The 24,934-nt window shown below is 39.8% G+C and carries 21 protein-coding genes; 7 read left to right on the top strand and 14 right to left on the bottom strand.

Annotated features, from left to right (window positions below):
- Positions 1-16: 16 nt before the first annotated feature.
- The 6 genes from NMG86_RS06555 to NMG86_RS06530 form a co-directional block, all read right to left on the bottom strand.
- Positions 17-1,657 carry an alpha/beta hydrolase gene (locus NMG86_RS06555; protein ID WP_026798694.1) on the bottom strand — a complete coding sequence of 547 codons (1,641 nt, stop codon included), beginning with the start codon at positions 1,655-1,657 and terminating at the stop codon, positions 17-19.
- 130 nt (positions 1,658-1,787) lie between these two features.
- Positions 1,788-5,138, bottom strand: coding sequence for a hybrid sensor histidine kinase/response regulator (locus NMG86_RS06550; RefSeq protein WP_026794312.1), 3,351 nt, complete (start codon positions 5,136-5,138; stop codon positions 1,788-1,790).
- A gap of 376 nt (positions 5,139-5,514) precedes the next feature.
- Positions 5,515-6,921, bottom strand: a complete 1,407-nt coding sequence (locus NMG86_RS06545) for a ferredoxin:protochlorophyllide reductase (ATP-dependent) subunit N (RefSeq protein ID WP_026789171.1) — start codon at positions 6,919-6,921, stop codon at positions 5,515-5,517.
- A 119-nt stretch (positions 6,922-7,040) separates the two neighbouring features.
- Positions 7,041-8,390: a DUF5331 domain-containing protein gene (locus NMG86_RS06540; protein ID WP_026789170.1), complete on the bottom strand. Its 1,350-nt coding sequence runs from the start codon at positions 8,388-8,390 to the stop codon at positions 7,041-7,043.
- A 36-nt stretch (positions 8,391-8,426) separates the two neighbouring features.
- Complete coding sequence (gene bchL / locus NMG86_RS06535; protein ID WP_026794315.1) at positions 8,427-9,293, bottom strand: ferredoxin:protochlorophyllide reductase (ATP-dependent) iron-sulfur ATP-binding protein; 867 nt, start codon at positions 9,291-9,293, stop codon at positions 8,427-8,429.
- Positions 9,294-10,100: 807 nt separating this feature from the next.
- On the bottom strand, positions 10,101-11,483 hold the full coding sequence (locus NMG86_RS06530; RefSeq protein WP_026797271.1) for a helix-turn-helix domain-containing protein: 1,383 nt from the start codon (positions 11,481-11,483) through the stop codon (positions 10,101-10,103).
- A 392-nt stretch (positions 11,484-11,875) separates the two neighbouring features.
- On the opposite strand from NMG86_RS06530, the gene NMG86_RS06525 reads away from it, so the two are divergent.
- Together NMG86_RS06525 and NMG86_RS06520 are read left to right on the top strand one after the other, a co-directional pair.
- Positions 11,876-12,394: an FxLYD domain-containing protein gene (locus NMG86_RS06525; protein WP_026794317.1), complete on the top strand. Its 519-nt coding sequence runs from the start codon at positions 11,876-11,878 to the stop codon at positions 12,392-12,394.
- A 34-nt stretch (positions 12,395-12,428) separates the two neighbouring features.
- A complete protein-coding gene (locus tag NMG86_RS06520; protein WP_026789165.1) occupies positions 12,429-12,947 on the top strand; it encodes a hypothetical protein in 519 nt (172 codons plus the stop codon).
- 530 nt (positions 12,948-13,477) lie between these two features.
- On the opposite strand, the gene NMG86_RS06515 is transcribed toward NMG86_RS06520, so the two are convergent.
- Positions 13,478-15,469 (bottom strand): ShlB/FhaC/HecB family hemolysin secretion/activation protein, encoded by a 1,992-nt coding sequence (locus NMG86_RS06515; protein ID WP_052338657.1) that lies wholly within the window; start codon positions 15,467-15,469, stop codon positions 13,478-13,480.
- 128 nt (positions 15,470-15,597) lie between these two features.
- Positions 15,598-16,485 carry a DUF928 domain-containing protein gene (locus NMG86_RS06510; protein WP_051340011.1) on the bottom strand — a complete coding sequence of 296 codons (888 nt, stop codon included), beginning with the start codon at positions 16,483-16,485 and terminating at the stop codon, positions 15,598-15,600.
- 220 nt (positions 16,486-16,705) lie between these two features.
- On the opposite strand from NMG86_RS06510, the gene NMG86_RS06505 reads away from it, so the two are divergent.
- Positions 16,706-18,397 (top strand): transglutaminase-like domain-containing protein, encoded by a 1,692-nt coding sequence (locus tag NMG86_RS06505; protein ID WP_026797270.1) that lies wholly within the window; start codon positions 16,706-16,708, stop codon positions 18,395-18,397.
- A 168-nt stretch (positions 18,398-18,565) separates the two neighbouring features.
- Entirely contained in the window at positions 18,566-18,715 is a 150-nt protein-coding gene (locus NMG86_RS06500; protein WP_162832330.1) for a hypothetical protein, read from the top strand.
- 157 nt (positions 18,716-18,872) lie between these two features.
- Here NMG86_RS06500 and NMG86_RS06495 read toward each other — a convergent pair whose 3' ends face one another.
- Positions 18,873-19,547 (bottom strand): helix-turn-helix domain-containing protein, encoded by a 675-nt coding sequence (locus NMG86_RS06495; protein WP_237747593.1) that lies wholly within the window; start codon positions 19,545-19,547, stop codon positions 18,873-18,875.
- A 28-nt stretch (positions 19,548-19,575) separates the two neighbouring features.
- On the opposite strand from NMG86_RS06495, the gene NMG86_RS06490 reads away from it, so the two are divergent.
- From NMG86_RS06490 to NMG86_RS06480, 3 genes are all read left to right on the top strand, one after another.
- Positions 19,576-21,990 carry a calcium-binding protein gene (locus NMG86_RS06490; protein WP_052338656.1) on the top strand — a complete coding sequence of 805 codons (2,415 nt, stop codon included), beginning with the start codon at positions 19,576-19,578 and terminating at the stop codon, positions 21,988-21,990.
- A 432-nt stretch (positions 21,991-22,422) separates the two neighbouring features.
- Positions 22,423-22,653, top strand: coding sequence for a hypothetical protein (locus NMG86_RS06485; RefSeq protein WP_043938010.1), 231 nt, complete (start codon positions 22,423-22,425; stop codon positions 22,651-22,653).
- Entirely contained in the window at positions 22,650-23,111 is a 462-nt protein-coding gene (locus NMG86_RS06480) for a type II toxin-antitoxin system PemK/MazF family toxin (protein WP_081693654.1), read from the top strand. Before NMG86_RS06485 ends, NMG86_RS06480 begins: the two co-directional genes overlap by 4 nt.
- A 99-nt stretch (positions 23,112-23,210) precedes the next feature.
- Here NMG86_RS06480 and NMG86_RS06475 read toward each other — a convergent pair whose 3' ends face one another.
- From NMG86_RS06475 to NMG86_RS06455, 5 genes are all read right to left on the bottom strand, one after another.
- Positions 23,211-23,438, bottom strand: coding sequence for a type II toxin-antitoxin system HicB family antitoxin (locus tag NMG86_RS06475; protein WP_026789159.1), 228 nt, complete (start codon positions 23,436-23,438; stop codon positions 23,211-23,213).
- On the bottom strand, positions 23,435-23,659 hold the full coding sequence (locus NMG86_RS06470) for a type II toxin-antitoxin system HicA family toxin (protein WP_026789158.1): 225 nt from the start codon (positions 23,657-23,659) through the stop codon (positions 23,435-23,437). The genes NMG86_RS06475 and NMG86_RS06470 overlap by 4 nt, the downstream gene beginning before the upstream one ends.
- 39 nt (positions 23,660-23,698) lie before the next feature.
- Positions 23,699-23,923, bottom strand: coding sequence for a DUF4926 domain-containing protein (locus NMG86_RS06465; RefSeq protein ID WP_026789157.1), 225 nt, complete (start codon positions 23,921-23,923; stop codon positions 23,699-23,701).
- Between the two features lie 352 nt (positions 23,924-24,275).
- On the bottom strand, positions 24,276-24,542 hold the full coding sequence (locus tag NMG86_RS06460) for a hypothetical protein (RefSeq protein ID WP_237747591.1): 267 nt from the start codon (positions 24,540-24,542) through the stop codon (positions 24,276-24,278).
- 3 nt (positions 24,543-24,545) lie between these two features.
- On the bottom strand, positions 24,546-24,818 hold the full coding sequence (locus NMG86_RS06455) for a BrnT family toxin (RefSeq protein ID WP_026794323.1): 273 nt from the start codon (positions 24,816-24,818) through the stop codon (positions 24,546-24,548).
- Between the last annotated feature and the right edge of the window lie 116 nt (positions 24,819-24,934).

Genomic DNA, 24,934 nt, shown 5'->3' with positions numbered 1-24,934 from the left:
TTTGAGATTTAATTGATTAATTTTTATCGGAAGTTATCCCCTTAATGGCATTAGTTAATTGATTGGGAGTTAGGGATTGAATTAAACTCAAAGGATAGGCCCGATCGCTAATAGTTTGAATATAAGCCGCGTTCAGATAGGGTTTATATTGAGCATTTTGAGTTAAATAGGTGTTAAAGAATGCCGTACTTAGGGCTTTAATATACTCTCGACTAATTTTAGAGGTGGGAGGGACAAATTCATGGAGTTTAGAGAGTTCAGAGGTATTTTCTGAAGTAATATCGTAAAAATGAGTTGCATGATTTTGCATCATTAAATATTTATTGGGGGTGGTTAACCAAGTAAAAGCTTGCAACTGTTCTGATAATGCAGGAGTGAGAAAATCTCCGGTACTTGCTGTGATAAAAACGGGAATTTTGATTTCACTTAAACCCGATTTTCCCAAAATAATACTATTCACTGGATTTAATACAAAAATAGCTTTGACTCTTGAATCTTTGAGTTTATAGTTATTATCAGGAAGTTCTAAAGCTCGACACTGAAGAAAAACCGAAGGATTCAAGGGAATATCTGACTGTTTACAGATGGTTTTTAATTGGGTAAAATCAAGGGTAGCTCCTGCTAAAACCAAAGCCGTATATCCTCCTAAAGAATGACCAATTACGCCCACATTTTTTAAATCTAATTGATTATTGAAATCACTGGGATTGAGTTTTTCAAGATGATTCAGTAAGGCGGTTATATCCTGGGGTCGATCAATAAATTGTTCGGGTTCAAATAGGTCTTTTACTTCCCCTTTAAGTAAGGATTGAAATTGTTGATAATCACTCCCTGGATGTTGGGGAACCGCCACAGCAAAACCATAGGAGTTGAGATGTCGAGCTAAACTTTCAAAGCGAGAACGATCAGAAGCTAACCCATGGGAAATAACAATCACAGGATAGATTTGATCTGAAGAAGTTGAAGTATCGGGTAAATAAATATCAACCTCGAAGTTCCGATTGTTTTCGGGATTATTGACTGTTATGGTTTTTTTAATACTCTTAAATATTCCTGGTTTCCGTAAATCTTGTTTTTGACTAAAATCGGTAAAATCAGCTTGTTTAGCTTCGATATTTGATAAGACTTCTAAAGATTTTGTGACGGCCTGAGTTTGCTGAACTAAAGTAAAAATCCGAGTTAAAATGTCTAATATTTGTTCAACATCTAAACGAATTTCTGGACTAGGAAACCGACGCATCACATCTATAATGGTAAAACCATTGGGGATATTAGCAACCTCAATTAAGCTAGTCTGAATTGCTTCTACTCCATTATCACCAGATTGGGTTTGAATAATATTTCCCAAATAGCTTAAAAAGGCTAAGATTAAAGGAGAATTAAAAAAAGGTTGAATAGAAATATATTGATTAGTATAACGAATTTTCAATAGTCGGATTAGGGTTTGTTTTTGTTCGGGATTTAATAGTTGTAGATAGGTCGCCAAGGATTGTTGGGAATTAATTGTGCCTTTTTGGGCATAATTTTCTAAGGAATCAATGGAGATAGAAATGCTTGTTTTTCCCAACGGGACAAGAATTGATTCTGCGGCAATTCCGGGAAGATTTGTTAATAATACAGAGGCTATTGTTAAGGTAAAAGATGAAAACCAGTGCATAGTTTTTTCCTATTTTATTGTAAAATCATATAACTCTATTTAAGTCCAGTATAAAATCATTCGACTTTTAGAAATTTTAAGAATTGATTAAATATTATGGAATCTATCAACCATTTACGTTTTGCCGAATTCATTTATAGGGTTTAGGGTGAGTTAGTAAAACTTTAATTTCCTCCAACAAAGAATCTACGGATAAATTAAAGGGTAAGACTTTAAGGGGAAAACTAGAAGTAAAGCGTTGCAAATAAATAGCCATTTTTTTCCAAATATGCTCCTCTAATTCAACGGTAGAAGATGGTTTATTTCCTTGTTTTTTACTGAGGGTCTGATTCAAGATATTAATATCTGATTGTGCTAAAATAATTATGGGGATTTTTGATTCTATTTTTTCCAAAGTTGACAAGGCTTCAACGATATTAGCAAAGGATTGACCTCGAAAACAAATTAATATTAAATCCAAACTTTTACATTGAATTTTCCGAATAATTTCTTCCCAATTTTTCCCCATAATTCCTTGAAATCCAGCAATTTCAATATATTGAACTAGGGCTTGATCGATCTTAAAATTAGTATCATTGATCCGATCAAGACGGGCTGGATTTTTCTCAAAATTACAGGGGGAGTTGTTGTCAGACCCTAATATTAATTCAGAATTAAACTCTGGGTTTATATTAGGGTCTTCAGAATCTAATAAATGACCGAATTGTTCTTCATGTAAAACAGAAGAATCGACCACTAAAATACTAGGTTTCCAACTTAAACGGGTCGCAATTTGAACGACTTCTAATAAAGCTGAACTGATAGATAAAGGAAAACTTTGAGAGTTGAGTTGGTCTTCTGGGGAATTAGCTAAACAAGGAAAAATTGATAAATTTTCAACTTGATTAGCAACCTGAGTGGTCAGGGGGTCTAGGGTGACAATGGGCAAACGGGCTAAACTTTCTTGTTGACTAATTTCCCGTAAAACATAGGATGGATTTTGTATCGAACTATCTCGCTCTAAAACCATGACATTAGGATGCCAAATTTGAGCCATGATGGAGGCTTGACTAATATCATCTACTTCTAAAATTCGGCAATGGGAAAATCGAGATAAAAATAAGGCTGAATGATAAATATAGTTTTTATTTTCCCAAGCTCCCGTTGAGACTAAATTTTGAGGATTTCCCGATAAACTCAGCCAAAGAATAATTAACTGTTGTGGCACAGAATATGGAACTTCTGGGAGTAATTCTGCCAACATTTTTTCTAACTCTAACCCTTGAACCGGAAGGCGGAGAAATCCATCACAATGATTCATCTTTGCCCGTTGTTTATCTCCTAACGTGGCGGTAACAATCACGGGAATTTGATGGGTTTTTAGATCGGTTTTGAGTAGGGTTAAAACATCCCAACCAGATAATAAAGGAATTAAAGGATTCAATAAAATCGCCCTAGGTTGTAAACAACGAGCTTTTTCAACCGCTTCTGTTCCTGAACGGGCTACCACGACTCTATACCCTAAATCAGTCAGTTGTTCGCTCAGGTTTTGAATAAATTGGGGAACGGTTTCTACAATTAATACTAACCGAGATTTTTCCGAGGAAACTACAGGAGTAGAAGTCGAAAATTGAGAGTCTTGACTACCTATTTTATGTCTTAATTCCCAATTGTGACGGGGGGGATTTGGTGGTAATAATAGCGTAAATTTACTGCCTTGATTGGGTTTAGAAATAAAGCTGACATCTCCCCCATGTAGTCGCGCTAAATGTTGGGTTAATACTAACCCTAGTCCTGTTCCTTCAAATTCACGGGTTAGGGGACTTTCTAACTGTTGAAATTTTTGAAAAATCAGATGTTGTTTATCATCAGGAATCCCAATTCCTTGATCCCAAATAGTAAAAGCTACCCAATTTTCCCAACGACTAACTTGTAAACCAAAATCACTGCCATCGGGGGCAAATTTTAGGGCATTACACAACAAATTGACTAACATTTGTCGTAAGCGAAGTTCGTCCGCGACGAAGGTTTCTAAACCGGGTTCAATCTCTAAGTGAAATCGACGTTTAACTTGGGCTAGGATTTCTGCTTGTAGTTTAATATCCGATTTATCCTGGCTTTGGTAATGTTGAATTGCTAAATCAAAGGCAGCTTGACAAACGGTATGAATATGTAAAGGTTCAGGAACTAACTCTAATTGTCCGGTTTCTATGCGGGTTAAATCCAGAATATCATTCACCACTAACATCAGGTGACGACCACTTTTATGAATTAGTTGGGCATAACGGGTTTGTCTTTCATTGAGTTCCCCTAAGACTTGATCTTTTAATAAACTCGATAGACCTAAAATTGCCGTTAAAGGAGTTTTTAGTTCATGACTAATACAAGCCATAAACTCATCTTTGATGCGATTTAGTTGAATTAAATCGGTATTTTTAGCAGTGAGTTCCTGGGCAACTCGATGCTGTTCTGTAATATCTTGAGCTAACACTAACCACAGGTCATTAGTCTTTTCTTCTAAACATAATGCGATTTCTGATTCTGGGTTCAACCGTTGACGGGTAAATTGCCATACCCGCTCCTGATTTTGAGTAACAGGACAAATGCAAATATAAGTATCTGGTTTGTTCCCAAATTGACACCATTGGGGCATTTCTAAGGAGGCTGAATTTGAGGCTAAAGGTTCAGCAACATGGGTTAAGGGGTTAGATAAAAATCCCAAGTTTCCAGTAGTTTCTAAAGGGGAATTCAGCCCGTTTTCCTGCTCAGAAAATAGTTCAGGGGTTTCAGTCCAACGGGTTACTGCTTCTGCGACTTCCTGTACGACTTCTGCTCCTCGCCCAATTAGCGATCGCCAAGCTAAATTTTGACTTATGATCGTGCCATCATTCTGTTGAATCATTAAGGGAATAGGTAGTTCACTTAAAAACTCAATTAAATGATTTGAAAAAGTAGAATTGTCTGGGGATAAAAAACTTAATTCGAGTGAGTTTTCTGTCTTCCAGTCGAAAGTTTGAAGGGGTGACGCTTTCGGTGACTCAACGGGGGGGAACGGTTGGGAATGCTTTACCAAATGGTCTAACACCTGTAAACTATCAATTAATCCGATAAATTCCCCCGTCTGATTCACTAAAGCTAAGGATATACTTTGAGTTTGAGTCTGATCCGCCCCAGTCTGGGAATTCTGATATTGTAAATAGAGCCAGAATTCTTGTAGGTTTAAATGGGAGGGAATACCAATCACAGGCTCAATGATGGCTTGAAAAATTTCTCCGAGGGACGGTTGAGTCTGACTCGGTGGGGAAACAGGAATCTGATTCAGCAGATAGGGAAGGAAACGACGCAACGAAATCATTCCTAGGGGCTGATATTGGGAGTTGACAATCACCACCTGTTCACAATTTCCCTGGGAAAAAATAAATCCCAAGGTTTCCAGGGAAGCGTCATAGTGACAAACAGGGACGACCTGAAGGAAAGTCAGGAGGTTAGCTTGGGGAGACATAAGACTTAAATCCTCCAGATAGGATCATCAACTGATGAGTTAACGATCATAATCCAATAAAACTCTATATAGTATTTCCATTGTCATAGCAAAGGGTTAACTTTTCTGTGAACTTAACGATTTCATAAACAATCTTAAGGGAATTGAAAGTTTTCCGGGTTTTTTTGGGGTGATTTTCCTAAAATATTGATCCCCAACGGTTTAACGATATTATTTTATTCGTTAATTACCACAACGATCTGGATATTTACTCTGAGGAGACGAAAATTTTCCTTCTATTTGATGCACCGATTACTGAGGATTATAGCAAAGAGGGCGATCGCATTCGATCACCCTTTTAATTATAATCATTTATTCCCTAAAAGGAAAGAAATAATTAAACCTTCGCATCTTCCTTAACTAACTTATCCCAACCCAAATCCTTGAGACTGTTATTTCGACGTAACGGCCGAGTTACTAACTCCAGAATATCCCGTGCATTGGTGAACCCGTGCATTTGGGCAAAGGTGAATTCCACCGACCATTTAGTATTAATACCCCGGGCTTCCAATGGGTTAGCATGAGCCATTCCGGTGATCACTAAATCCGGTTTTAACTCATAAATTCGTTGAATTTGATTGTAATTATCCGGTTTTTCCACAATAGTAGGTAAAGGAACACCCATCTCATGACAGGTTTTTTCTAATAGTCTTAACTCCGCATCCTGATACCGTTTATCCATATAAGGAATACCAATTTCTGGGCAAGTCATTCCGCAACGAATTAAAAACCGTGCCAAAGAAACCTCTAATAAATTATCCCCCATGAAAAACACAGATTTCCCCCGAACAATTTGAAGATAATCTTCCATACTCGCCCAAATTTGTGCTTCCCGTTCATCTAAACCCTTGGGTTGAATATTAAAAACAGAACAGATTTTTTCAATCCAAGCCCGGGTTCCATCGGGGCCAATCGGGAAGGGCGCACCAATTAATTTACACTTACGACGCCGCATTAATGTTGTAGCAGTTCGAGATAAAAATGGATTAACTCCTGCTACATAATACCCTTCTTCTAATACAGGTAATTCTGTATAACGTTTTGCAGGTAACCACCCGGAAACTTTAATCCCTTGCTTCTTCAATTCTAAGGTTAAATTAGTAACAACAGGATCAGGTAAAGAACCAAATAAAACTAAGGGCGGATGATTAGCATATTCCGATTCTTCTTGAGCAACATCTTCTTTTTGTTTGCCAAAATTCAGTAATTTTTGAATCGCATTTCGTTCATTTTTTTCCGTTTCTGCCACCGGAGCTTTATCAGGACAACGGGCTGCCATTGCTGCTAATACAGTATCTTCCCCTTGAGTAAAGGCATAATCTAAGCCATTAGCCCGCGCAACCACAATCGGAATACCCAGTTCAGATTCTAATTTCGGCGCTAACCCTTCCAAATCCGTTTTAATAATTTCAGTGGTACAAGTGCCGATCCAAATAATCACACTGGGGTTGCGATCTCGTTTAATTTGTAAACACAACCGCTTTAATTCATCATAATCATTCAGTTTAGCGGAAATATCCCCTTCTTCTAATTCTGCCATCGCATAACGGGGCTCGGCAAAAATCATCACCCCCATGGCATTTTGCAGAAAATAGCCGCAGGTTTTTGTCCCAATCACTAAAAAGAAACTATCTTCAATTTTTTGGTATAACCAAGCGACACAACTAATCGGACAAAAGGTGTGATAATTTCCGGTTTCACACTCAAAAGTTAAACCTTCCGGTTGTGGTTGAGCAACGGTCATAATTTTTTCCTCTTAATCGGATGTTTGTTAATCAAAATTTGACAAGACCATCTATGACTTTGAATCGTGCAGATTCAAAGTCCAAACCCGATTAAGGATTAGGAAACTAGGTCGGTAAATTATTTAAAATCCGACAGGGAAATTTCATCATCATCTGAAGAACCAGTTAACCCTTCGATATCGATATCATCCATATCTCCCGTGGTTAAATCCCCCATATCGTCGAGATTAAACTCCCCTAAATCATCATCTCCTAATCCCAAATCATCTAAATCTCCACCAGCATCAAGACCTAAGCCATTGGAGGAACTATCTTCTAACCCGAAATCACCGAGATCATCATCCAGACCGGAATCCGTATCTCCTAATTCCAACCCTCCTAAACCTTCTGAACCGAGTTCGTCCGCTTCTAACCCAAAATCGTCCATCCCATCTAAACCCAGATCATCGGAGGCATCTAAACTGAGATCGAGTTCACCGGTTAAACCATTTTCTTCGCCCAGTTCGGTCTGAACATCATCTCCCCAGACATCAGAGTCGGTATTGATGTCCAATTCCGCCGATGTTGTTTCCGACTCTAGCCCAAAATCCAAATCATTGGACTCAAGTTCATCGGATTCTAAACTCATATCCAAATCATCGGACTCAAGTTCATCGGATTCTAAACTCATATCCAAATCATCGGACTCAAGTTCATCGGATTCTAAACTCATATCCAAATCATCGGACTCAAGTTCATCGGACTCCAAACTCATATCCAAATCATCGGACTCCAAATCCATGTCTAGGTCATCAGTCCCCAGAGATTCTGATTCATCCTCCAACCCAAGCTCAAAGTCTTCCTCGGCTATGTTAGCGGTCTCTGTGTCGATATCTAAACCCAGATCCCCCATGCCCAAGTCATCATATTCGAGATTGAAGTCATCCTGGGTTTTCTCCATCACCGCAGCCACACCCACAACCGCAGTAGCGCCCGCCACTGCCGCCACAGCACCCGCAACATTGAGTGTTTGTGCTGGGGTGATGTCCTCCTCCAAACTCAATGTTTCTGGAGGTGCTGGATGATGATATCCCGGGACAGCCTTAGCCACGAATAGGGGTATTTCCGGCGATGGAGCATAACCTGGGGCAACGGCTGGGGCTTGATAGGCTGGAACCGCAACGGTTGCAGGCTGTTCCGATGTAGACCTACCCGCCAACGCCAAATCCGGGTCAAAATGTAGCCCTAACACCTCAATCAGTTTTTCGGGATCGGGATTGAGCCTCGAAAATGGCAACATTAGTTGGGCTGCCTCGGGGTCAAGCGCGTTGATCGTTCCCAAAATGAGGGATGAGGCAGGTCTTCGACCGCCATCTGGGGTCGGGATTGAATTCAAATCCATTTGCAGCACCAGCCAATCCCGATTGGCCTGGTAATATTGCAACCACTTATCTTTAAGTGCGACGGAAAAGTCTTTGAAGAAAGCCATAACCTCTATATCCTCATCCTGAGATAGCTAGACATATTAAACCATCATCAGGTCTAGCTCAGGATCGTGACTTTGAACAAGGGGTTGAGTCGGATTCAGATAAAAATCTGATAACAACGAGAATAATTCCCGATCTGGGGTGTCTTGAGGGACGACTCCTTCGGGTTGGGATAATAGTTGATCGGCAATATTTAGGTAATAATCACAGACATAGTTGAGGGACGGATCGGTTTCGGCCATCTCAAATAGGGTTTTTCCCTTAACGCGAGAAACCCGAATATCTTCGATTAAGGGCAACACTTCTAAAACGGGCATGGGGACGGTTTCAATATATTTTTCAATCAAATCCCGTTTGGAGGTGCGGTTGCCAATTAAACCCGCTAACCGTAGGGGGTGAGTCCGGGCTTTTTCGCGTACCGAAGCGGCGATGCGGTTAGCTGCAAATAAGGCATCAAAACCGTTATCGGTGACAATTACGCAATAGTCGGCATAGTTGAGGGGGGCAGCAAAACCACCACAAACCACGTCCCCTAAGACATCAAACAGGATGATATCGTATTCGTCAAAGGCGTTGAGTTCTTTCAGGAGTTTGACGGTTTCTCCCACGACGTAACCGCCACATCCTGCACCCGCCGGAGGGCCACCCGCTTCAACGCAATCTACCCCGGCATAGCCTTTGTAAATTACATCTTCTGGCCAAATATCTTCGTAATGAAAGTCTTTTTCCTGCAAGGTATCAATAATCGTGGGAATTAAAAATCCCGTGAGGGTAAAGGTGCTGTCGTGTTTGGGATCGCATCCAATTTGCAGGACTTTTTTACCCCGTTTGGCTAAAGCGGCAGAAATGTTACAGCTTGTAGTTGATTTACCGATTCCGCCTTTACCGTAGACTGCTAATTTCACGATTGTTTCTCCTTATCGGTTTTGATTAAAAACTGTTGACTGTTGGCAGTGGTTTTCTTGGTTTGATACAGCCATTATTGTCTAACTACCCCAGAAAGGAAAGGGGTGATTTTAATGGATATGGCTATAAATTCAAGATTTATCGCGGATTAAAGATTAATTTTAACTATATCAAATCAGAATCAATTTTAAGCCTCAAAGTAATATTTTTTAATTTTTTATATTACTTTTTTTATAAAAATAGTTACAATAAGCAAAAAAATAAAAACCAGGTTGGGTTGAAATGTCCAAAAGTTACCCCCATAAAACCCTTTACCCTAATCAGTTATCGGTTAAAGAGTGATCATTGACTCTGGTATCCCATCGTAATTCAGGAATTTTTGGCCAAAAAGACTAAGCAATTTTACTGATTATTTACCCTAAAAATTCCTTGATCAAAACTAACCCGGTTAAATGTTAATTTTTGCAAATTTTTCCGCAGAGGATTAAAAACCTAGTTTTTTGAAGAAACCTGGTTTTTTGGGCGTACCTCCATATTTCAGAATAATTTCCCCTCGTTCCAATGCTCTGCATTGGAATGCCAATTTTGAGGCTCTGCCTCAAATAATAGGAGGCGGAGCCTCCATCAACGGCATTTTTAGGTAGAACCTAGAAACGAGAAAATTATTGAGGTTAATTGTTTTGATTATAGGTTTCTGATTGCGCTGAAGCGCAACAACGGGGTTGATCAAATTTGTTCTAAGTTTAGGGTGAATTGGGGTAAGATATTTTCCCCTGATAATATTTCAAAATATTGACCCCTATTTTTTACAATTCATTTAGACTCGCTATATAATATTTCAGCATCGGTTGAAGGGTAAAATAGATGCGACTTTCTAATTGTAATCTTTCAATCCAACACCTTTGTCCTAAAGAAGCTAAGGCTTTTAATACATCTGAATGAGATATTTTCAGATTAGATTGAAACTCTGATAGCATAATCCTGTTAGGGTTTTGTCCTAAATGAATAATAATTTTTTGTTCTAATTCCGATAACCGATTAAACTGTTGGGTTAAACTTTCCATTAAATCCTCTCCTAGAAATAAAGTTTCATAGTCTAAAAATTCAGAAACTTTACCTCCAAATAAATTTTTAATAACTGTAGAAATACTATTTAGAAAATATGGATTTCCCCCATAATAATCAAGTAAAGTATTCCAATTTTCAATATCTGATAATCCCTGAGCTTTTAACAAATCTTTTGCTGATTCTCCTAAACCAGAAAGCAATAAATAATGTATCGCTGTATTTTTCCCTCTTAATTCAATTAAATCTTTTGGTAATTCCCAACTATTTAGTATAATACAGCTTTGGTGATTTAATTGACTGATTTTTTTAATAAATAACCGATAATTCTCAAAATTGGGTCGATAATTTCCAGCTAATTGACCTGAATTAAATAAAGTTTGAAAATCATCTAAAATAATTAAGCAACGTTGCGATCGCAATACCTTCATTAATTCACTCAATTGTTCATTCAAAGTTACTGGAAGTTGATTTGCTGGTTGGTCTAATAAAAATTGCAGTAAATTTATTAATAATTCATTTAAAGCGGGTTGAGCCTCCAAACTTTGCCAAATTACCGCATCAAAATTTTCTTGAATCTCTTGAACTAATTTAACCGCTAATGCTGTTTTTCCGATTCCACTCATCCCCAAAAGCATCACCACTCGACAGCGTTGTTCGAGTATCCAATCTGTTAAAGTTTCCAGTTCTTCTGTTCGTCCAAAAAATTCATAAACATCCGGTGCATCATCTAAATTAACTCTTAATAAAGGTTCATTTTTATTGTTTTTAGGTGTAGCAGAATCATCTGAGGATAAAGGAGGTTTATGACAAACATTAATATGATTAATTTGTACAGAATCTTTAGCAAAATTTAGGAAATTAGAAGATTTTTGCCGATTCAGAGTCGAACGTAAATTATATTTTCTCACTTCTTCCCCTAAAGCATCGGAGAGAATTTTCCATAAATCAGAAGCAATATCCTTGACATGACCCTCAGAACAGTGAAACGCATCCGCCACTTTTGAGTATTTTTCGTTCTCTAAACTCCCCCTTAATATCGCTTCTTGAAGATCATCCAGGCGCTTTCCCGTCTTGGTAAAAACCAAGTGATCCGCTAGTCTGAGGACTTCTTGCACGTCCATACCCTGTGTTAGATGTTAGTTTTGTCTCTATTGTACCCGACTTTTTCCGACCTCAACCACTTTCTCCGACCTTTTCCGATTTTTTCCGACTTTCTCAAATCTGAAAAAAATATAAAATTCCCGACTTAATCCGACTTTTTCCGACTGTACAGAATCACAAATTATCCGATAATAATACCTAGTTGAAATGATGTGTAGTAATTATTCATCTGAGCGAATTAGCCCAAATAAATAGTTTTAAGTTTTGATTTAACCCCGCTATCCAATATCTGAATAGTTTTAATTCAAACTAGCTAATTTTAACACAAGTTTGAACTTAGCTAGATAGAAACTATAGGCATTGAAAATGTTCGGGTTTCTATCTAGCTAAATTTCAAACAGAAGGAGAACGTATGCTTAATCAATTTAACGGTTTCAATCAAGTTGTAGGAATTAGCTTGATTTCACTTTTGGGTGTATCAACGATTACTATTTTAGTAACTTCTGATCAGCAAAATGTTGCTATAGCACAGGAAAATCCTGGTTGTTTTATTGTTGATCATGCAGACCGAGTTATTAATTTAGATGGAATCTGTATCCCTGAATTAAAAGCAGAGTTAGAGCCTCCGGCTATTATTAAAGGCATTGCTTTAACTAATACAAAAATAATTAGGGAAAGATCAGAATTTCCTTTTATAATAGGTACAATTACTAATACAACAAATGAAACTATTCAGGTTAGTCAGATAACCTTACAATTTGAGGATAAATCAACAGGAGATGTGATTACAACTGAAACATTAGATGTAGAAGCTTATTTGGCTCCCAACCAAAGACGTGAATTTAGAAAACCTGTTTTGAAAGACACAGATTTAGGAGGTCGCAGAGAAAGCGATATAAAAATACCACCCGTTTTTGTAGACTGGAGATAATAATTTGGTATTGATATTTTAAGGATATATAAACATGAAAATCAATGAAATAATGTCAAAGTTTATTCTACCATTGACATTATTTAATACTTTCTTTTTTTCAATTTTAGACATTAAAGCTCAAGAAGTTGAGGGTTGCTTTTGGATCAATTCTCTCGATCAAAATATGCGAATTCCAACTTATATGTGTGGAAGATTAAATTCTACTATTCAAAATCCTGCTCAAATTTTGAATAACTTATCAGTAGAACAATCTTTTATTCAAAACTATAAAAAGTTAGCTAATTCCCAGGAAGAACCTTTGTTAAAAAGTCTTCTATTAAGCACAATTAAAAATTCACCAGATGGAGAAGTTAATGAAGCCAAAAAGTTTTGTGCTGCTTTTCAATCAGGTCAATCTTACCAAGATATTATTAAATCTGAATCTGAAAAACTGTCTCAACAAGATGAAGGTTCAGCAACATACAGAGCTAATCTTCGCCTTGTCAGTTTTCGTTTGGTCTTAGCTACTAAACATTTTTGTCCTCAATTTGCCTCTCAAATTAATCAATAAGAGTAATAATGATCTCGTTCCAATGCTCTGCATTGGAATGCCAACTTTGAGGCTCTGCCTCAAATAACAGGAGGCGGAGCCTCCATTAATATCATTTCTAGGTAGAACTTAGAAACGAGGAGATTGGGGTTAATTGCAGTAGCCAAAATACCTAGATTTAGATATGATTGAATTAACTAATTCTGGATATTATGTGCGTGATTAGATAGCTATGAAAATTTTACAAGACTATACGATTGTTACCCGTCCTGATGATAATGGAACATTTGTCGCTTACGTTCGGTGCCATTTCGGGTTGTCATGCTTGGGGAAAAAGTACCCAAAAAAAGTTCCCAGCCGTTGAAACGGCGGGCTATACAACCTAAGTCCGCCTGCGCGGACTTTTAACAATAGTTTAATCAGGGTCTTAAACCCGCGTAGGCGGGTTTTGTCTGTGTAGCCACGATTTCTAATCGCTGGGTTGCTATTGTCCCAAATTTTGAAGCAAATGGGAATTACGGTCGCAGAATTTAATCAATTGAAAAAGTAACTTAAGGGGTATAAGTCACGCTAAAATAAATCCCATCGTCTTGAATATTATTACCCCGATCGCTAATACTAATTAAGGGAATCCCATAGTCTAGGCGAAGATTTAAGCCGTTAACTGGTTGCCAAATTAATCCAAGTCCTGCACCTGCTAAAAAGGTTTTTCCGACAATTCGGTTAGGGTTGCGATCATGATTCCAAACCCCACCAAAATCGAGAAATGGAGCCAGTTGAAACACAGGTTCAGAGTCTTTATTGCGATCGAGGGTAATCCGATCTTCAAAGGAAATCCGAAAGCCATTATCCCCAGCCCGAACATTTTGACGATATCCTCTGAGGGATAACGCACCTCCTATAACAAATTGTTGTGAGGGAAATAACGGATCAGCCGATAATTGAATATCCCCTTGGGCAATTAGAAGATTATTTTCCCCTAAACGTTGTACCCGTTGGACTTGACCTAACCAACTGAAAAACGCCGCATTGGGGGTACTGACATCGGTGGCGCCGAGGATATCTAAACCGAGGTTAAATTGCGATCGCAAGGCCCAAGCCCCTTGTGTATCTCGAATCAGATAGTCCTGTCCAAATTTCAGCACACTGGTGCGAGTATATCCCTTACTATCTGGCCCGGAGGCAAAGGGTTCTCCGTTATTGTCTAAAAAGGTTTGACTATCTTGGTAAGCAAAGCCAAAAGAGAGGGCAAATTCCGAGATTGGGTTACGGATCAGTGGCTGACGATAGCTAATTTCGTAACGTTGAGATTTCCCTTCAATATTCAGGGCGTCGAAGGGCTTTTGAGTAATCCGATTTTGGTAAGGTTGAACTCTCAGTTGTATGGTTCCGTTCATGGGGTTAATCGGAATACTATACAAAGCATCAATAATATCTGAATCCCCATTCGCAATCAGGCGAGTGGTATTATAAGACAGTCCCAGGAAGTCCCCGCGACCTGTAAGATTGAGATGACGGACACTTATCCCCATGCGTTCAGAACCAATACTCGGTGGAGAATAGTTATCCACATTCAAACTAACCCCAAAGGGCGGTGCTTCTACGACCCGCACAATTAAAATACTCTGACCTTCTTGGGTTCCAGCCCTTAAACTGGCTTCTACGGTTTCAAATAAGGGGTTAATTCTTAATAGTCGCAATTGGTCTTCTAAGGCGGCGGTACTCAGGGGTTTAGCCGCACCTAAATTAATCCGACTGGTGATATAGGAGGGATGGAGGCGTTTGATTCCTTCCACTTCGATATTTTCTAGGGTTCCTTCAATTACCTGAATCTCGACAATGCCATTATTAATGGTTTGTTCGGGAACAATTGCTCTGGAGGTAATATAACCCCGTTCCAAATAAATGGCTGTGATTTTATCGGCGATTTCTCGCAGTTTAGTTAGGGTGACAGAAGTATTTTCCAGAGGGTTAACTAAGGTTTTTATTTCCTCTGAGGTAAGAATAGTGCTACCAGTAACGTTAATCTGTTGAACCGGAATCGGGGTTTCATCCGTTGGCGGGGTAGGGGCGGGGGTAGGAGTGGGGGTTAATTCAGGATTTGGCGGGGGTTCGGGTTTCGGGGGGATAGGAGGTCGGGGTAAAAAGCGATCTCTGTTAGGATCGGGCTGGGGAACCTGGGGGGGAATATTAATTGGTGTGGCTTGGGCCAAAGTGGGACAATTCCCAAAATCACAAGATTCTCCTGAAACCCCTTTTCCTGAGAAATCCGCAAAGTTCAGGGTTTGTAGAGGAGGAATTGGAGGAATATCAGCAAGTTCTGAGGGTGTTACAGGTGAAGGAGAAAGGAATGGGATTGATTTTACAACTGGAATCTCGTGCTCGGGGGTCAGGGATTCGGGGGTTTCTATGACAGAGGAGATTAGGGTTGGAGATTCTTGAGAAAGGCCTTGACGAGAAAATAGGGAAACAACCAGCAATAGGGTACTGGTAACTATCAGACCACCGTGACAAAATTTTGTAAAATTTTCACTCCTACCCATAGAATGCCTATTTTTTTATCAGTTATCAGTTAACAGTAATCAGTAATCAGTCAACCGTCAATCATTAAAACAATAAAATCAAACTTTTTTCGGTTACAATGACTGTCTACTTCCATTTACGGGGATTACTAATTGGTTTGAATTTTCAGAATAGGAGCATCGAGGATAGATTGAGCTTTTTCTTTATCAATCTGAGTTTGTTTTTGATCCGGATCAAAGCCAATAGATTTTAATAGATCGTTCCACTGATTGTTAAGAGATGAATTTTCAGAATCATTCAATTTTAAGGTTGCTAAAGTTGATATTGTTTCATGCCAAAGTCCTTGGTTGGCATAGATTTTTAAACGTTCTAAGGGATCGGTTGTTTGTCCTAATTCAAGTTTTTGATTGGGACTTAAAGCAACGGAATTAATCCAGCCACTCACGAGAAGATCATTAGAAGCATCACTACTGTTACATTTAAGTGCTATATACCAACGATAATTTTTATTGTCTTGTAAAGTTACGGATTTAGCATTCTCAGACCACTGAATTCCTACTATTCCAGGGCGATCGGTGCTGATGGGAAATGTGGTTTTGTAAAGGGTTTTATCCCCTTCATCTGCAATCTCAAATTCTAATATCTTTTGATCGACTGTCCCTGAAATATAAAGAAAAAATGCGGGTTGACCTGATGCGGTGCGACCCATTGTAGACTCTGGAATTAAAGCAGTCATCGAACTAGGACAACCTATGCCCCGAGTTCCGCCCCCTTCTCGACGCCCGGGTACTCCCCGTTCGGGTGGTGTAAAGGCATTCCAGTTGGTAAACGGTGAATCACTGCTTTGGCCCGATTGTTCAGGTTGCTGAACCCGTTCCCGATCCCCAAAATTAACCTGATTCTGTTCATCCCCCAGATTCTGAGGTAAGGAGGCTGAATGGGCGGCAGTCACAATCAAACTATTAGCAACCACGATTTGCAACAATAACGTTAGTCCAAGGGTTGCACGGTGGAGGAAAAACATTGGCATAGCCATAATTAATCACGCTTACCGATGGGCAGAGATAGTAGCATTTATCGACATCACTATTGTATCTAATGTTCCTGCAAAATTTGTCAAAATCTGTGCTTAATCTTAAATGTTTGAGTCTGAATCAGATTTTAGGAAAATTTAGGTGTTGTTGCCTATCTTAAGTCTGAACTTTGACCTGATTCGATCAATAAATATCCTGGTTTCAACTATAATGACAATTTCTATGAATCTTAACTCATTGACTTTTGGAAAAAATAGCGGTTTTAAACCTCGGACAATTCGACCTATTGGGGTTTCGGCTTTATATGGTTTAACGGGGTTAGGAAATACCCTATTAGCGATTGATACCTCCCGGGGATTTTTGCTGCAAATTGACCCCAAAACAGATAATGCAACGGTTGTTAATCCTGATTTAACTTTAGCTTTTAGAGATGTGACGGGTTTGGCAATTTGGCAGGATAATCTTTGGTTTACTCGCGGCAATGAAGTCTATTTTTGTCCCCAGGTTGTTCAAGGTAATTCTATTATTAATCTTGAACCTCAATTGTTTATACTGTTACCCGATGTAGCTACTGGAATTGCGGTTTATGAATCGACTCTTTATTTTGCTTGCGATCGCATTGCTTCTATCCTAGTTTATAGTCAAAATACCAAACGAGAAATTACCCGCTTTTCCGCCCCAGGGATTGGACTAGAAAACCTCACGATTAGAAATGAAGAATTATGGGTTTGCGATCGAGAAGAACAGACGGTTTATTGTTTGGAAAAAGCCACAGGAGAAACTCGATTTAGTGTGTTAACTCCCTTTGAATCTCCTACTGGTTTAACCTTTTATACTGACCCGGAAACCCAAGAAGAAGTTCTCTATGTAGCCTATGCTGGCAGTGAACTTTATATCCGAGATAATCCCAGTTCCTATGAGCAATTTGAATTAGCAAAACGCAATCGTACTTTTATCCATCCCCTCTCTTTTCATTTTAATCAACAGGAAAACTACGCCACATCTAATGGCTATTTGATTGAAATGTCCTATGTGGAGGAATTAGAACCTTTAGATGCGGTTCATATCGAAAATTTAGAATGGCGAATTGCCTTACCTTCTAATACAAATCGCCAGAAAGTTTTAGAGGTTTCGGCGATTGGAATTCCTTTTCGAGAAGAATTTGAAGATGGGGAAAGAGTCGCGGTATTTCAATTTAATCCTTTGACTTCGACGGAACGTTTGATTTTTGGTTGGAAAGCATTGTTAGAAGTTCGGAGTATTAAATATCAAATTCATCCCCGTCAAGTAGAAAATTTACCTAAACTTTCCTCGGATTTTCCCGAAAAATATTTTATAGATGATGATCATTTGGCTATGAATACGGCAGTTGTCCAAGCCGCAGCCAAGGAAGCAATTCGCAATGAAACTAATTTTCTCCGAAAACTTTTAGGTATTCGTAATTATGTCTATGATCAGTTATCCTATAGTCTGACTTCTAAAATTGAAAATCCCGATGTAGTTTTGCAGCGAGGAATTGGTTCCTGTGGGGAATATGTGGGGGTTTTATTAGCTTTAGCCCGATTAAATGGCATCGCTTGTCGAACTATTGGACGTTATAAATGCCCGCAATTTGCTGACCGTCGAGGCGTTCCTTTAGAACCGGAATATAATCATGTTTGGTTGGAATTTTATATCCCTGGTTTTGGTTGGGTTCCTATGGAATCTAACCCCGATGATATTCAAGAAGGTGGGCCCTATCCTCTGCGATTTTTTATGGGATTAGCTTGGTATCATATTGAAATTGGCAAGGGTATCCGCTTTCAACGATTGACCAGTGAAGGGGTTGATGTTGACCGCGAAAAAGTCTCTCTGGGAAGCTTAGCAATTAATCATGTTCGGTTTACCATTTTAGATGAGTTACCTGCGGTTTGACACTCCCACGGGTGAACCGCGTGGGCTTTGTGCGAGGTTGTTGTAAACTACTGTTACCCAGTTTCACAGATTAATACTTTTGCTAGATTGTTGTAGAGTGAATCAAATCATGATTCCCTCTACAAATTGAATTAAAATAGATAAAAACTGCACTGTTTCAATTAACCTATGGAAGTTTTACAAGAGTTAACCCTGGTTGAGATTTTGGTATTATTGGCTTTCTCAATGTTGATAATTTTTACCGGAGGTGTCATTTATTTAACGGTGGCTGAATGGCGCGATCGCAGACGTAGAGAAGACGAAAAACGTCTACGGTAAATAATGATCACGGATTTAAGAGGATTTCACGGATTTCACGGATTTTAATCTGTGTTAATCTGCGTAATCCGCTTAAATCTGTGAAAAGAAGTATTTTATCTATCTGTAATGCAAAAAGAGGACTCCCGTTAAACCTGAAAGGTTAACGGCGAGAGTGTCAAGATAATTCACGCAATATTGTTTCGATCACCCCATCGGGAAGACCAAGTAATTGAGCAATTTTGCAGGGTTCGATACCTTGACTGTGCAATTTGCAAACGACATCAGCGACATCAATTTCGAGGCGTTCGCTCTGAGTTTTGAATCTGGATTCAGTGGGTTGATTGTTGTCAGATTCGCTAGGCGATGAAATACAGGGTTTGAGGTTGAGGGTGTGGACGTATTCAACGTATTGATGAATATAATCCCTACCGAAGTTTGAGTTATTGCTAATATTTCTGCGATCGCAAGCAGCTTTGAGATTACCTTTTTGCATATCTTCATCCATAACTACCGAGAGAGTTTTGAGCAACTTGTAGCCGACTTCTCGGACGTATTTGGTAGTGTAGCGGGTGTCGTGCGCGATCGTTTCGTAGGTTTTGCCATCATACATTCCCTGAAACACTAGCTGTTGTAGCGTGTTGAGATGTTTGCCCGTTTTCTCGAAGATCAGGCAATCGACCAATTTCAGCAGTTCGTTTTCGTCAGGGACGGCTTGCAACGGGCGATCCTCCTTGGGGAGCTTATGTTGAGTCAAGGAAAAATAAAATTGTGTAAAACTTCGGGCTTTTTCAGGCTTTCTCAGGCTTTTTTGGTCAAGACAAATGCAATCAAGGTCAGGTATAGTAGTCACAAATTTATCTGAGTGAAAGTGAGACACAATGCCTGACAATGTAGCTTTGTTAGAAAAGAACAATGACTTACTGAATGGTAGCAGTGCAGAAAGTCAAGAGGATTGCGGCTGTCCCTTCAAAAAAGCCCCGACTCAAGAAACGGTATCGAATGCTCAGAATGTCCAGAGTATCCTCAACCCTGGGGGCAACGATACGCTAGAAAGTTCTGTTACGCAAGACCGATTAAATGCTAACACAGGAAACGAATTTCTCCCCAGTTCTACTGCGAATATCAGGCGATCGCTTTCTCAAGTCGGCGATGGTCGCGCTTTTCGCTTATCTGAAAGTGGCGACCTATTTACGGCGACACCCGATCAGTCAGGTCAGTATATCCAGGGTATCCTTGGCTTGGGGGGAAACGACACACTACAAGGCTCTGTCGCAGAAGACTTTTTGAATGGTAACGCAGGAAATGACTTTATCTCTGGTCGTGCTGGTGACGATTTGCTCTATGGCGGTTCTGGTGCGGATACAATCGCGGGTGATGAAGGCGATGACGTTCTTAGCGGTGGCGAGGACAACGATCTACTGCGCGGTGGAGCGGGCATAGATGCTTTCAATGGCAATCAGGGGGAAGACACGCTGTTTGGCGGTGAAGATAACGATGTTTTGCGGGGCGGTCGTGGCAATGATCTTCTCAACGGCGAGGCTGGTAACGATCTGCTCATCGGCGATTTTGGCATTGATACACTAACGGGTGGCTCTGGAAATGATACCTTCGTGCTGCGCTCTAATACTGGTACATCTGTCGTGAGTGAGGCAGATATTCTGACAGACTTTAACAAAAGCGAAGATTTCATCGCGATCGATCTCGATCTCACCGAGGCCGATCTATTGCTCCAACCAACGGTCGCCAATAATCGATCGAGTACGATTATCCGTGTTGCTGGCACCAATTCAGTATTGGGAGTGGTTCAGGGGGCGGCACCTGACGATTTACGCGGTCGCTTCGTTAATTTGGATGCTAACCCCGCCCTCCCGGAAGAGACTGTCACCTATGAAGCACCTGTTGTCCGCAGTACCGGGTCGAATACCTATGATTTCATTTTGAACGGCAGCGATGGCAGTCAATATGTTGTCAATATTAAGCGATCGAGTGATGAAATCAGCGCCCGTGAGTTGCGCTACCAACCTGGCCCTCAAAGCAGTATGCCCGCTCACACCCTTAACATGAGTCCTGACGGTAAGCGGATGGAGGCTCAGGTTCAAGGTTCGACCAGCAAATCAATTTTTGATCGGCAAGATGACGGTTCAATCGTTGCCAAGCGAAAAAATGGGGCTGGTAGTGAGGAGACGATTGCTACCATAGTTGGCCCAAGTGACCCCTCAATACCAACCACACCGACTACCCCAGCCGCACCAACATCAATAACCCCCTGCGAATTATTTAAGGGACTTTGCGAGCTTTCAGAAAAGAATGATGTTTCCGATAACCTTGCTCTTGGAGGCTTGATCGCGGTAGGAGTTGGGGTTGTGGCGGCTCCAGCGACATTAGGGGAGAGTGCGCTGATAGGAGCATCAGTAGGTGGTGCTTTGGAGATAGCCTCTGCTGGTGTCAAAGTGTTCGATACTGTTTGCCTTGTTCTCAATGGTAATGATGGAGATATAGCCAGGGAAGCCTTTGGTTTAATTCCTTTCGGTAAACTATTCGCTAAAGGTAGTGCACTCGGTAATGCTGTGCGTCCTCTCCTGAAAGTAACGAGAAAGGCAATCAATTTTGTTACAGAAAGAAGCGAACTGGCTGCTAATGTAAACAAAATATATGGTAAGGCAGTTGCTAAGGATCTTTTTGGGCAAGTGGACGATGCACGAAAAGATATTGCTTATAACTTCACTTCCAAGCTTTACGACAAGGTTGCCAATACAGTCGGATTTAGCAAAGGGGATGGAATGAAGACGCTCAGAAAGAGTCTGGGGTTAGGCTTCTGCGACGAACCTGCGACTACTCCTGTAACGCCTCCACCAACTGTAACGCCTCCAACAACACCATCCACTCCCTTCTTAAAAATAGAGGTAAAGCCGTCTGCTATCCCTTATCAGGAGACTGGTAACCTGAATGTCAAATACTCGAATCCAGACAACGACAGCAAAAATATAGAGATTTCGGGTAGTGGCCGGGAAGGTATTTTAAATCCCACATTTCTAATTCCAGAAGATAAAAAAGGTCAAGGAGAGTTTAATTTCACTCTGACCAATATCGGTACAGAGCTAGGAGGACAGGGTAGTGCAAGCCTGGATAATTTCTTAGACGTTACAATTGGGACTGGAGGGGGGGGACAACTATTTGATACTGTTAATTATCGTCAACAATCATTCGATCTTCTGGCAGCGCCAGGTCCAAATGTTGACTTTTTGCCTAATGTCTATTCGGTTAGTTCCGTAGAGGGTTTGACACTGCTATAACGGCTACAATTGGACGGGCACGGGGGCACCGCCCCTACAGGAATTATTTGGAATTTCAGTGTGATGTAGAGTTGGTTTAAGGGTGATCGCGATTTAATCAAATTTGTAGGGGCGGGTTCACCGATCAATTATGTCACCCACCGATAATCTGAATAAACCCGCCCCCACCCAACGAATAATCCCGAATAACTATCACTGAATAACCATTAAATTGAATTAATTGTTAATTGGTCGGTGGGGTTGGGACGGGTTTTGATAATTTGTTGATGGGTGTCAAATATTCAGGCGAACCCGCCCCTACAGTCATTGGGTGCGATCGCATTGATAGTGACAATTCTCCGCGATCGCCCTCTTGGATTCAGCTATATTCAAAGAGGTAGGCGATCGCCTCTATTCTATAATCGAGAAAGCTTGACAATAAGAATAACTGCTATGAAACATTTAATCCAACAAGAGTTAGAAAAGCTCGATCAAGAACAACTCAAACAAGTATTTGAATTTATTGCATTTCTAAAATTCCGTGCCAGATTAGTTACTATTCCAGCAATTGATGAAACTAACTTAGCAGCACTTTACAGCGAATTTGGCGAAGAAGACCAACAACTTGCAGAACTCGGCATTAGTGAATATGCAGAACTCCTAAAACATGAAGATTTAGTATGACAATCAGACGAGGTGAAATCTGGATTGCCAACTTCGATCCCACACAAGGTTCCGAACAGGCTGGTGTACGTCCCACAATTATTTTTCAGAACGATACTATTTCGAGGTACACGACTACTGTTATCAGTATTCCTCTCACAAATAATCTGCGCCGTGCCTCTCTTCCTTCCTGTGTTTTTATTCCCGGCAGTGAGGGAGGATTAGCTCAAGATTCCGTTGCATTGTGTCATCAAATGCGAGTCTTAGATAAAACAAGATTGCGAAGTAAAATTGGTGAAATTAATCCAGAATTACTGATACAATTAGAAAATATCGTATTATTTACCTTGGGTTACTTATTAAAAAAGAGCGATCGCCCTCGTAGATTTTGCATTAAGGAGTGCGTGTTATGTAGAGTTGGTTTAAGGGTGATCGGATTTGAGAGAAATGTCCGATCGACTTTTATTGTTCAGAGATAGTATTTGGATCGATCGGCAAACCGCAGCAAAATATTCGTATCCACGTTCCTACTTGTCCTTTAGATAATTTAATGAGGCGCGATCGCTTCCAACCTATGTTCAAGCAAACAGAAGGTTTTCTGCTATATTTTTAGGTTTGGGGAGAGATTTACCATCTATCTGATATTCTTCAACTAAAAGCTCTAATACCTCTACTGCATTCTTCAAAGCTTCCTCGTAGGTATCTCCGTGAGTGTGGAACTGCTGGGATGGAAAATCAGGTAAATGCACTAGGTAGCAGTTATCTTCATCAGACCATTGAATAACAATTATATAAGGTAATTTCATAATTCCGAGTCCTCTTCTTTAATGGCTTTCAATATTCCGAGTTTTCGGTTAACTTCTCTCTCTAAATACAGTTTCGCATCATCGCCATCATTTCCAGCAATGGTAATTGGTTCATTAGGTAGCTCATGATGAACCCATCTGGTATGACTGCCTTTTGCCGAACGATAAGTGAACCCTGCTTTTAGCAGTAGGCTTTTGAGTTCTCGAATCTTTTTGGGCATAAGCAGACATTAAAATTGTGGCAAGGTGACACCAACACTTTAATCATAATGTAAAAGCATTAACATTGTGGCGGGAATTGTCTCCATTGCATAAGTTGTACCATCTTGATGAGAAAATTCTACCTCAAAAGCACTGCCATCAAATTCCATTACGACTGTTCCTACTTGTCCTTTAGATAGTTTAATGATTTCTTTGGTTTCAAAATGGGTTGCTTCTATGTCTTCTGTTAAAGCAACAATATCTAGGTCTTTAATTGTTTTCATTGTTTTTGCCTCACTTTTTGACGGGATAACAATTTGTTAATCTGGGGAAAGTTTCACCCTCGCGGACGATCCAAGCTGCTAGAATCAGAGACTCACCTACTTCGGTTTTCAGCCAGAATTTCATGTTGTAATGTGTGCCGTATTCATTGGTTTATTGAATTTAACGGTGAGGCGGGGATGGTTATTCGAGGTTATTCGTTGAGTGGGGGCGGGTTTATCAAGATTATTGGTGGGTGGCCAAATTGATCGGTGAACCCGCCCCTACATTGATTCAAATGATAAAAGCGATTCGCCAAAACTTAATCCTATCCATAATTTACCTCAATTCAGGATTCAAACTTAAACTGATAGTTCACGATTCAGTTTCTTCTAGGGAAACTGCTAGGTTTTTTTTCATTATTACACGCAAAACTTGATTAACTAATTCGGAAGTCTTAAATACTTTCGCTACATCTGGATCGAGTGTAATACTAATCGGACTTTCTGCTAGTCTAGTAACATGATTTTGGGCAAATTCCCGATAATTCTCTACTTCTTGAGTCAGATTAGCAATACTCTGCCATTCCTGGTTTTCTACACTATCTAACAAGTTTTTTTCTTCTGGTTCTAAAGAATTCATGTTTTATACTCCTAAATATTTTTTGGTCATTTTGCGACTGGGAATAATAGTTTTGAGGAAAATCTCGGTATCATTCTCTACAAACGGGACTAGATAGACATACTCCTTAATTTTTATGATAAAAATCTTTTGGTTAGGATACTTTTGTTGATTGTGATGCTGGATTACATCTAATAAATCTCCCTGACTGATAGCTTGAATTGCGTCAGCGAAACAGATTTCTCTTTCCGCTAAAAGCTGATTATTTTTGTCTTCATTCCAAAGAAATATTTTCATAAACTAACAGCAAGATAAGCTGGTTTAATAATTAACAACGAGCTTACCAAAGTTATATTTAATAAATTTCATAATACTCTCCCAATACAAAAATATACTCTAATAACCTCTAGTCT

Origin of the sequence: Planktothrix rubescens CCAP 1459/22, from assembly GCA_904830895.1 — a bacterium.
In the GTDB taxonomy this organism is placed as follows: domain Bacteria; phylum Cyanobacteriota; class Cyanobacteriia; order Cyanobacteriales; family Microcoleaceae; genus Planktothrix; species Planktothrix agardhii.
This window is presented reverse-complemented; position numbering and strand designations above follow the sequence as displayed.

Excerpts from the sequence above, each read along its gene's own strand:
- NMG86_RS06555 (WP_026798694.1), bottom strand. The coding sequence starts at position 1,657 with ATGCACTGGTTTTCATCTTTTACCTTAACAATAGCCTCTGTATTATTA.
- NMG86_RS06550 (WP_026794312.1), bottom strand. The coding sequence starts at position 5,138 with ATGTCTCCCCAAGCTAACCTCCTGACTTTCCTTCAGGTCGTCCCTGTT.
- NMG86_RS06545 (WP_026789171.1), bottom strand. The coding sequence starts at position 6,921 with ATGACCGTTGCTCAACCACAACCGGAAGGTTTAACTTTTGAGTGTGAA.
- NMG86_RS06540 (WP_026789170.1), bottom strand. The coding sequence starts at position 8,390 with ATGGCTTTCTTCAAAGACTTTTCCGTCGCACTTAAAGATAAGTGGTTG.
- NMG86_RS06530 (WP_026797271.1), bottom strand. The coding sequence starts at position 11,483 with ATGGACGTGCAAGAAGTCCTCAGACTAGCGGATCACTTGGTTTTTACC.
- NMG86_RS06525 (WP_026794317.1), top strand. The coding sequence starts at position 11,876 with ATGCTTAATCAATTTAACGGTTTCAATCAAGTTGTAGGAATTAGCTTG.
- NMG86_RS06520 (WP_026789165.1), top strand. The coding sequence starts at position 12,429 with ATGAAAATCAATGAAATAATGTCAAAGTTTATTCTACCATTGACATTA.
- NMG86_RS06515 (WP_052338657.1), bottom strand. The coding sequence starts at position 15,469 with ATGGGTAGGAGTGAAAATTTTACAAAATTTTGTCACGGTGGTCTGATA.
- NMG86_RS06510 (WP_051340011.1), bottom strand. The coding sequence starts at position 16,485 with ATGGCTATGCCAATGTTTTTCCTCCACCGTGCAACCCTTGGACTAACG.
- NMG86_RS06505 (WP_026797270.1), top strand. The coding sequence starts at position 16,706 with ATGAATCTTAACTCATTGACTTTTGGAAAAAATAGCGGTTTTAAACCT.
- NMG86_RS06500 (WP_162832330.1), top strand. The coding sequence starts at position 18,566 with ATGGAAGTTTTACAAGAGTTAACCCTGGTTGAGATTTTGGTATTATTG.
- NMG86_RS06490 (WP_052338656.1), top strand. The coding sequence starts at position 19,576 with ATGCCTGACAATGTAGCTTTGTTAGAAAAGAACAATGACTTACTGAAT.
- NMG86_RS06485 (WP_043938010.1), top strand. The coding sequence starts at position 22,423 with ATGAAACATTTAATCCAACAAGAGTTAGAAAAGCTCGATCAAGAACAA.
- NMG86_RS06480 (WP_081693654.1), top strand. The coding sequence starts at position 22,650 with ATGACAATCAGACGAGGTGAAATCTGGATTGCCAACTTCGATCCCACA.
- NMG86_RS06475 (WP_026789159.1), bottom strand. The coding sequence starts at position 23,438 with ATGAAATTACCTTATATAATTGTTATTCAATGGTCTGATGAAGATAAC.
- NMG86_RS06470 (WP_026789158.1), bottom strand. The coding sequence starts at position 23,659 with ATGCCCAAAAAGATTCGAGAACTCAAAAGCCTACTGCTAAAAGCAGGG.
- NMG86_RS06465 (WP_026789157.1), bottom strand. The coding sequence starts at position 23,923 with ATGAAAACAATTAAAGACCTAGATATTGTTGCTTTAACAGAAGACATA.
- NMG86_RS06460 (WP_237747591.1), bottom strand. The coding sequence starts at position 24,542 with ATGAATTCTTTAGAACCAGAAGAAAAAAACTTGTTAGATAGTGTAGAA.
- NMG86_RS06455 (WP_026794323.1), bottom strand. The coding sequence starts at position 24,818 with ATGAAAATATTTCTTTGGAATGAAGACAAAAATAATCAGCTTTTAGCG.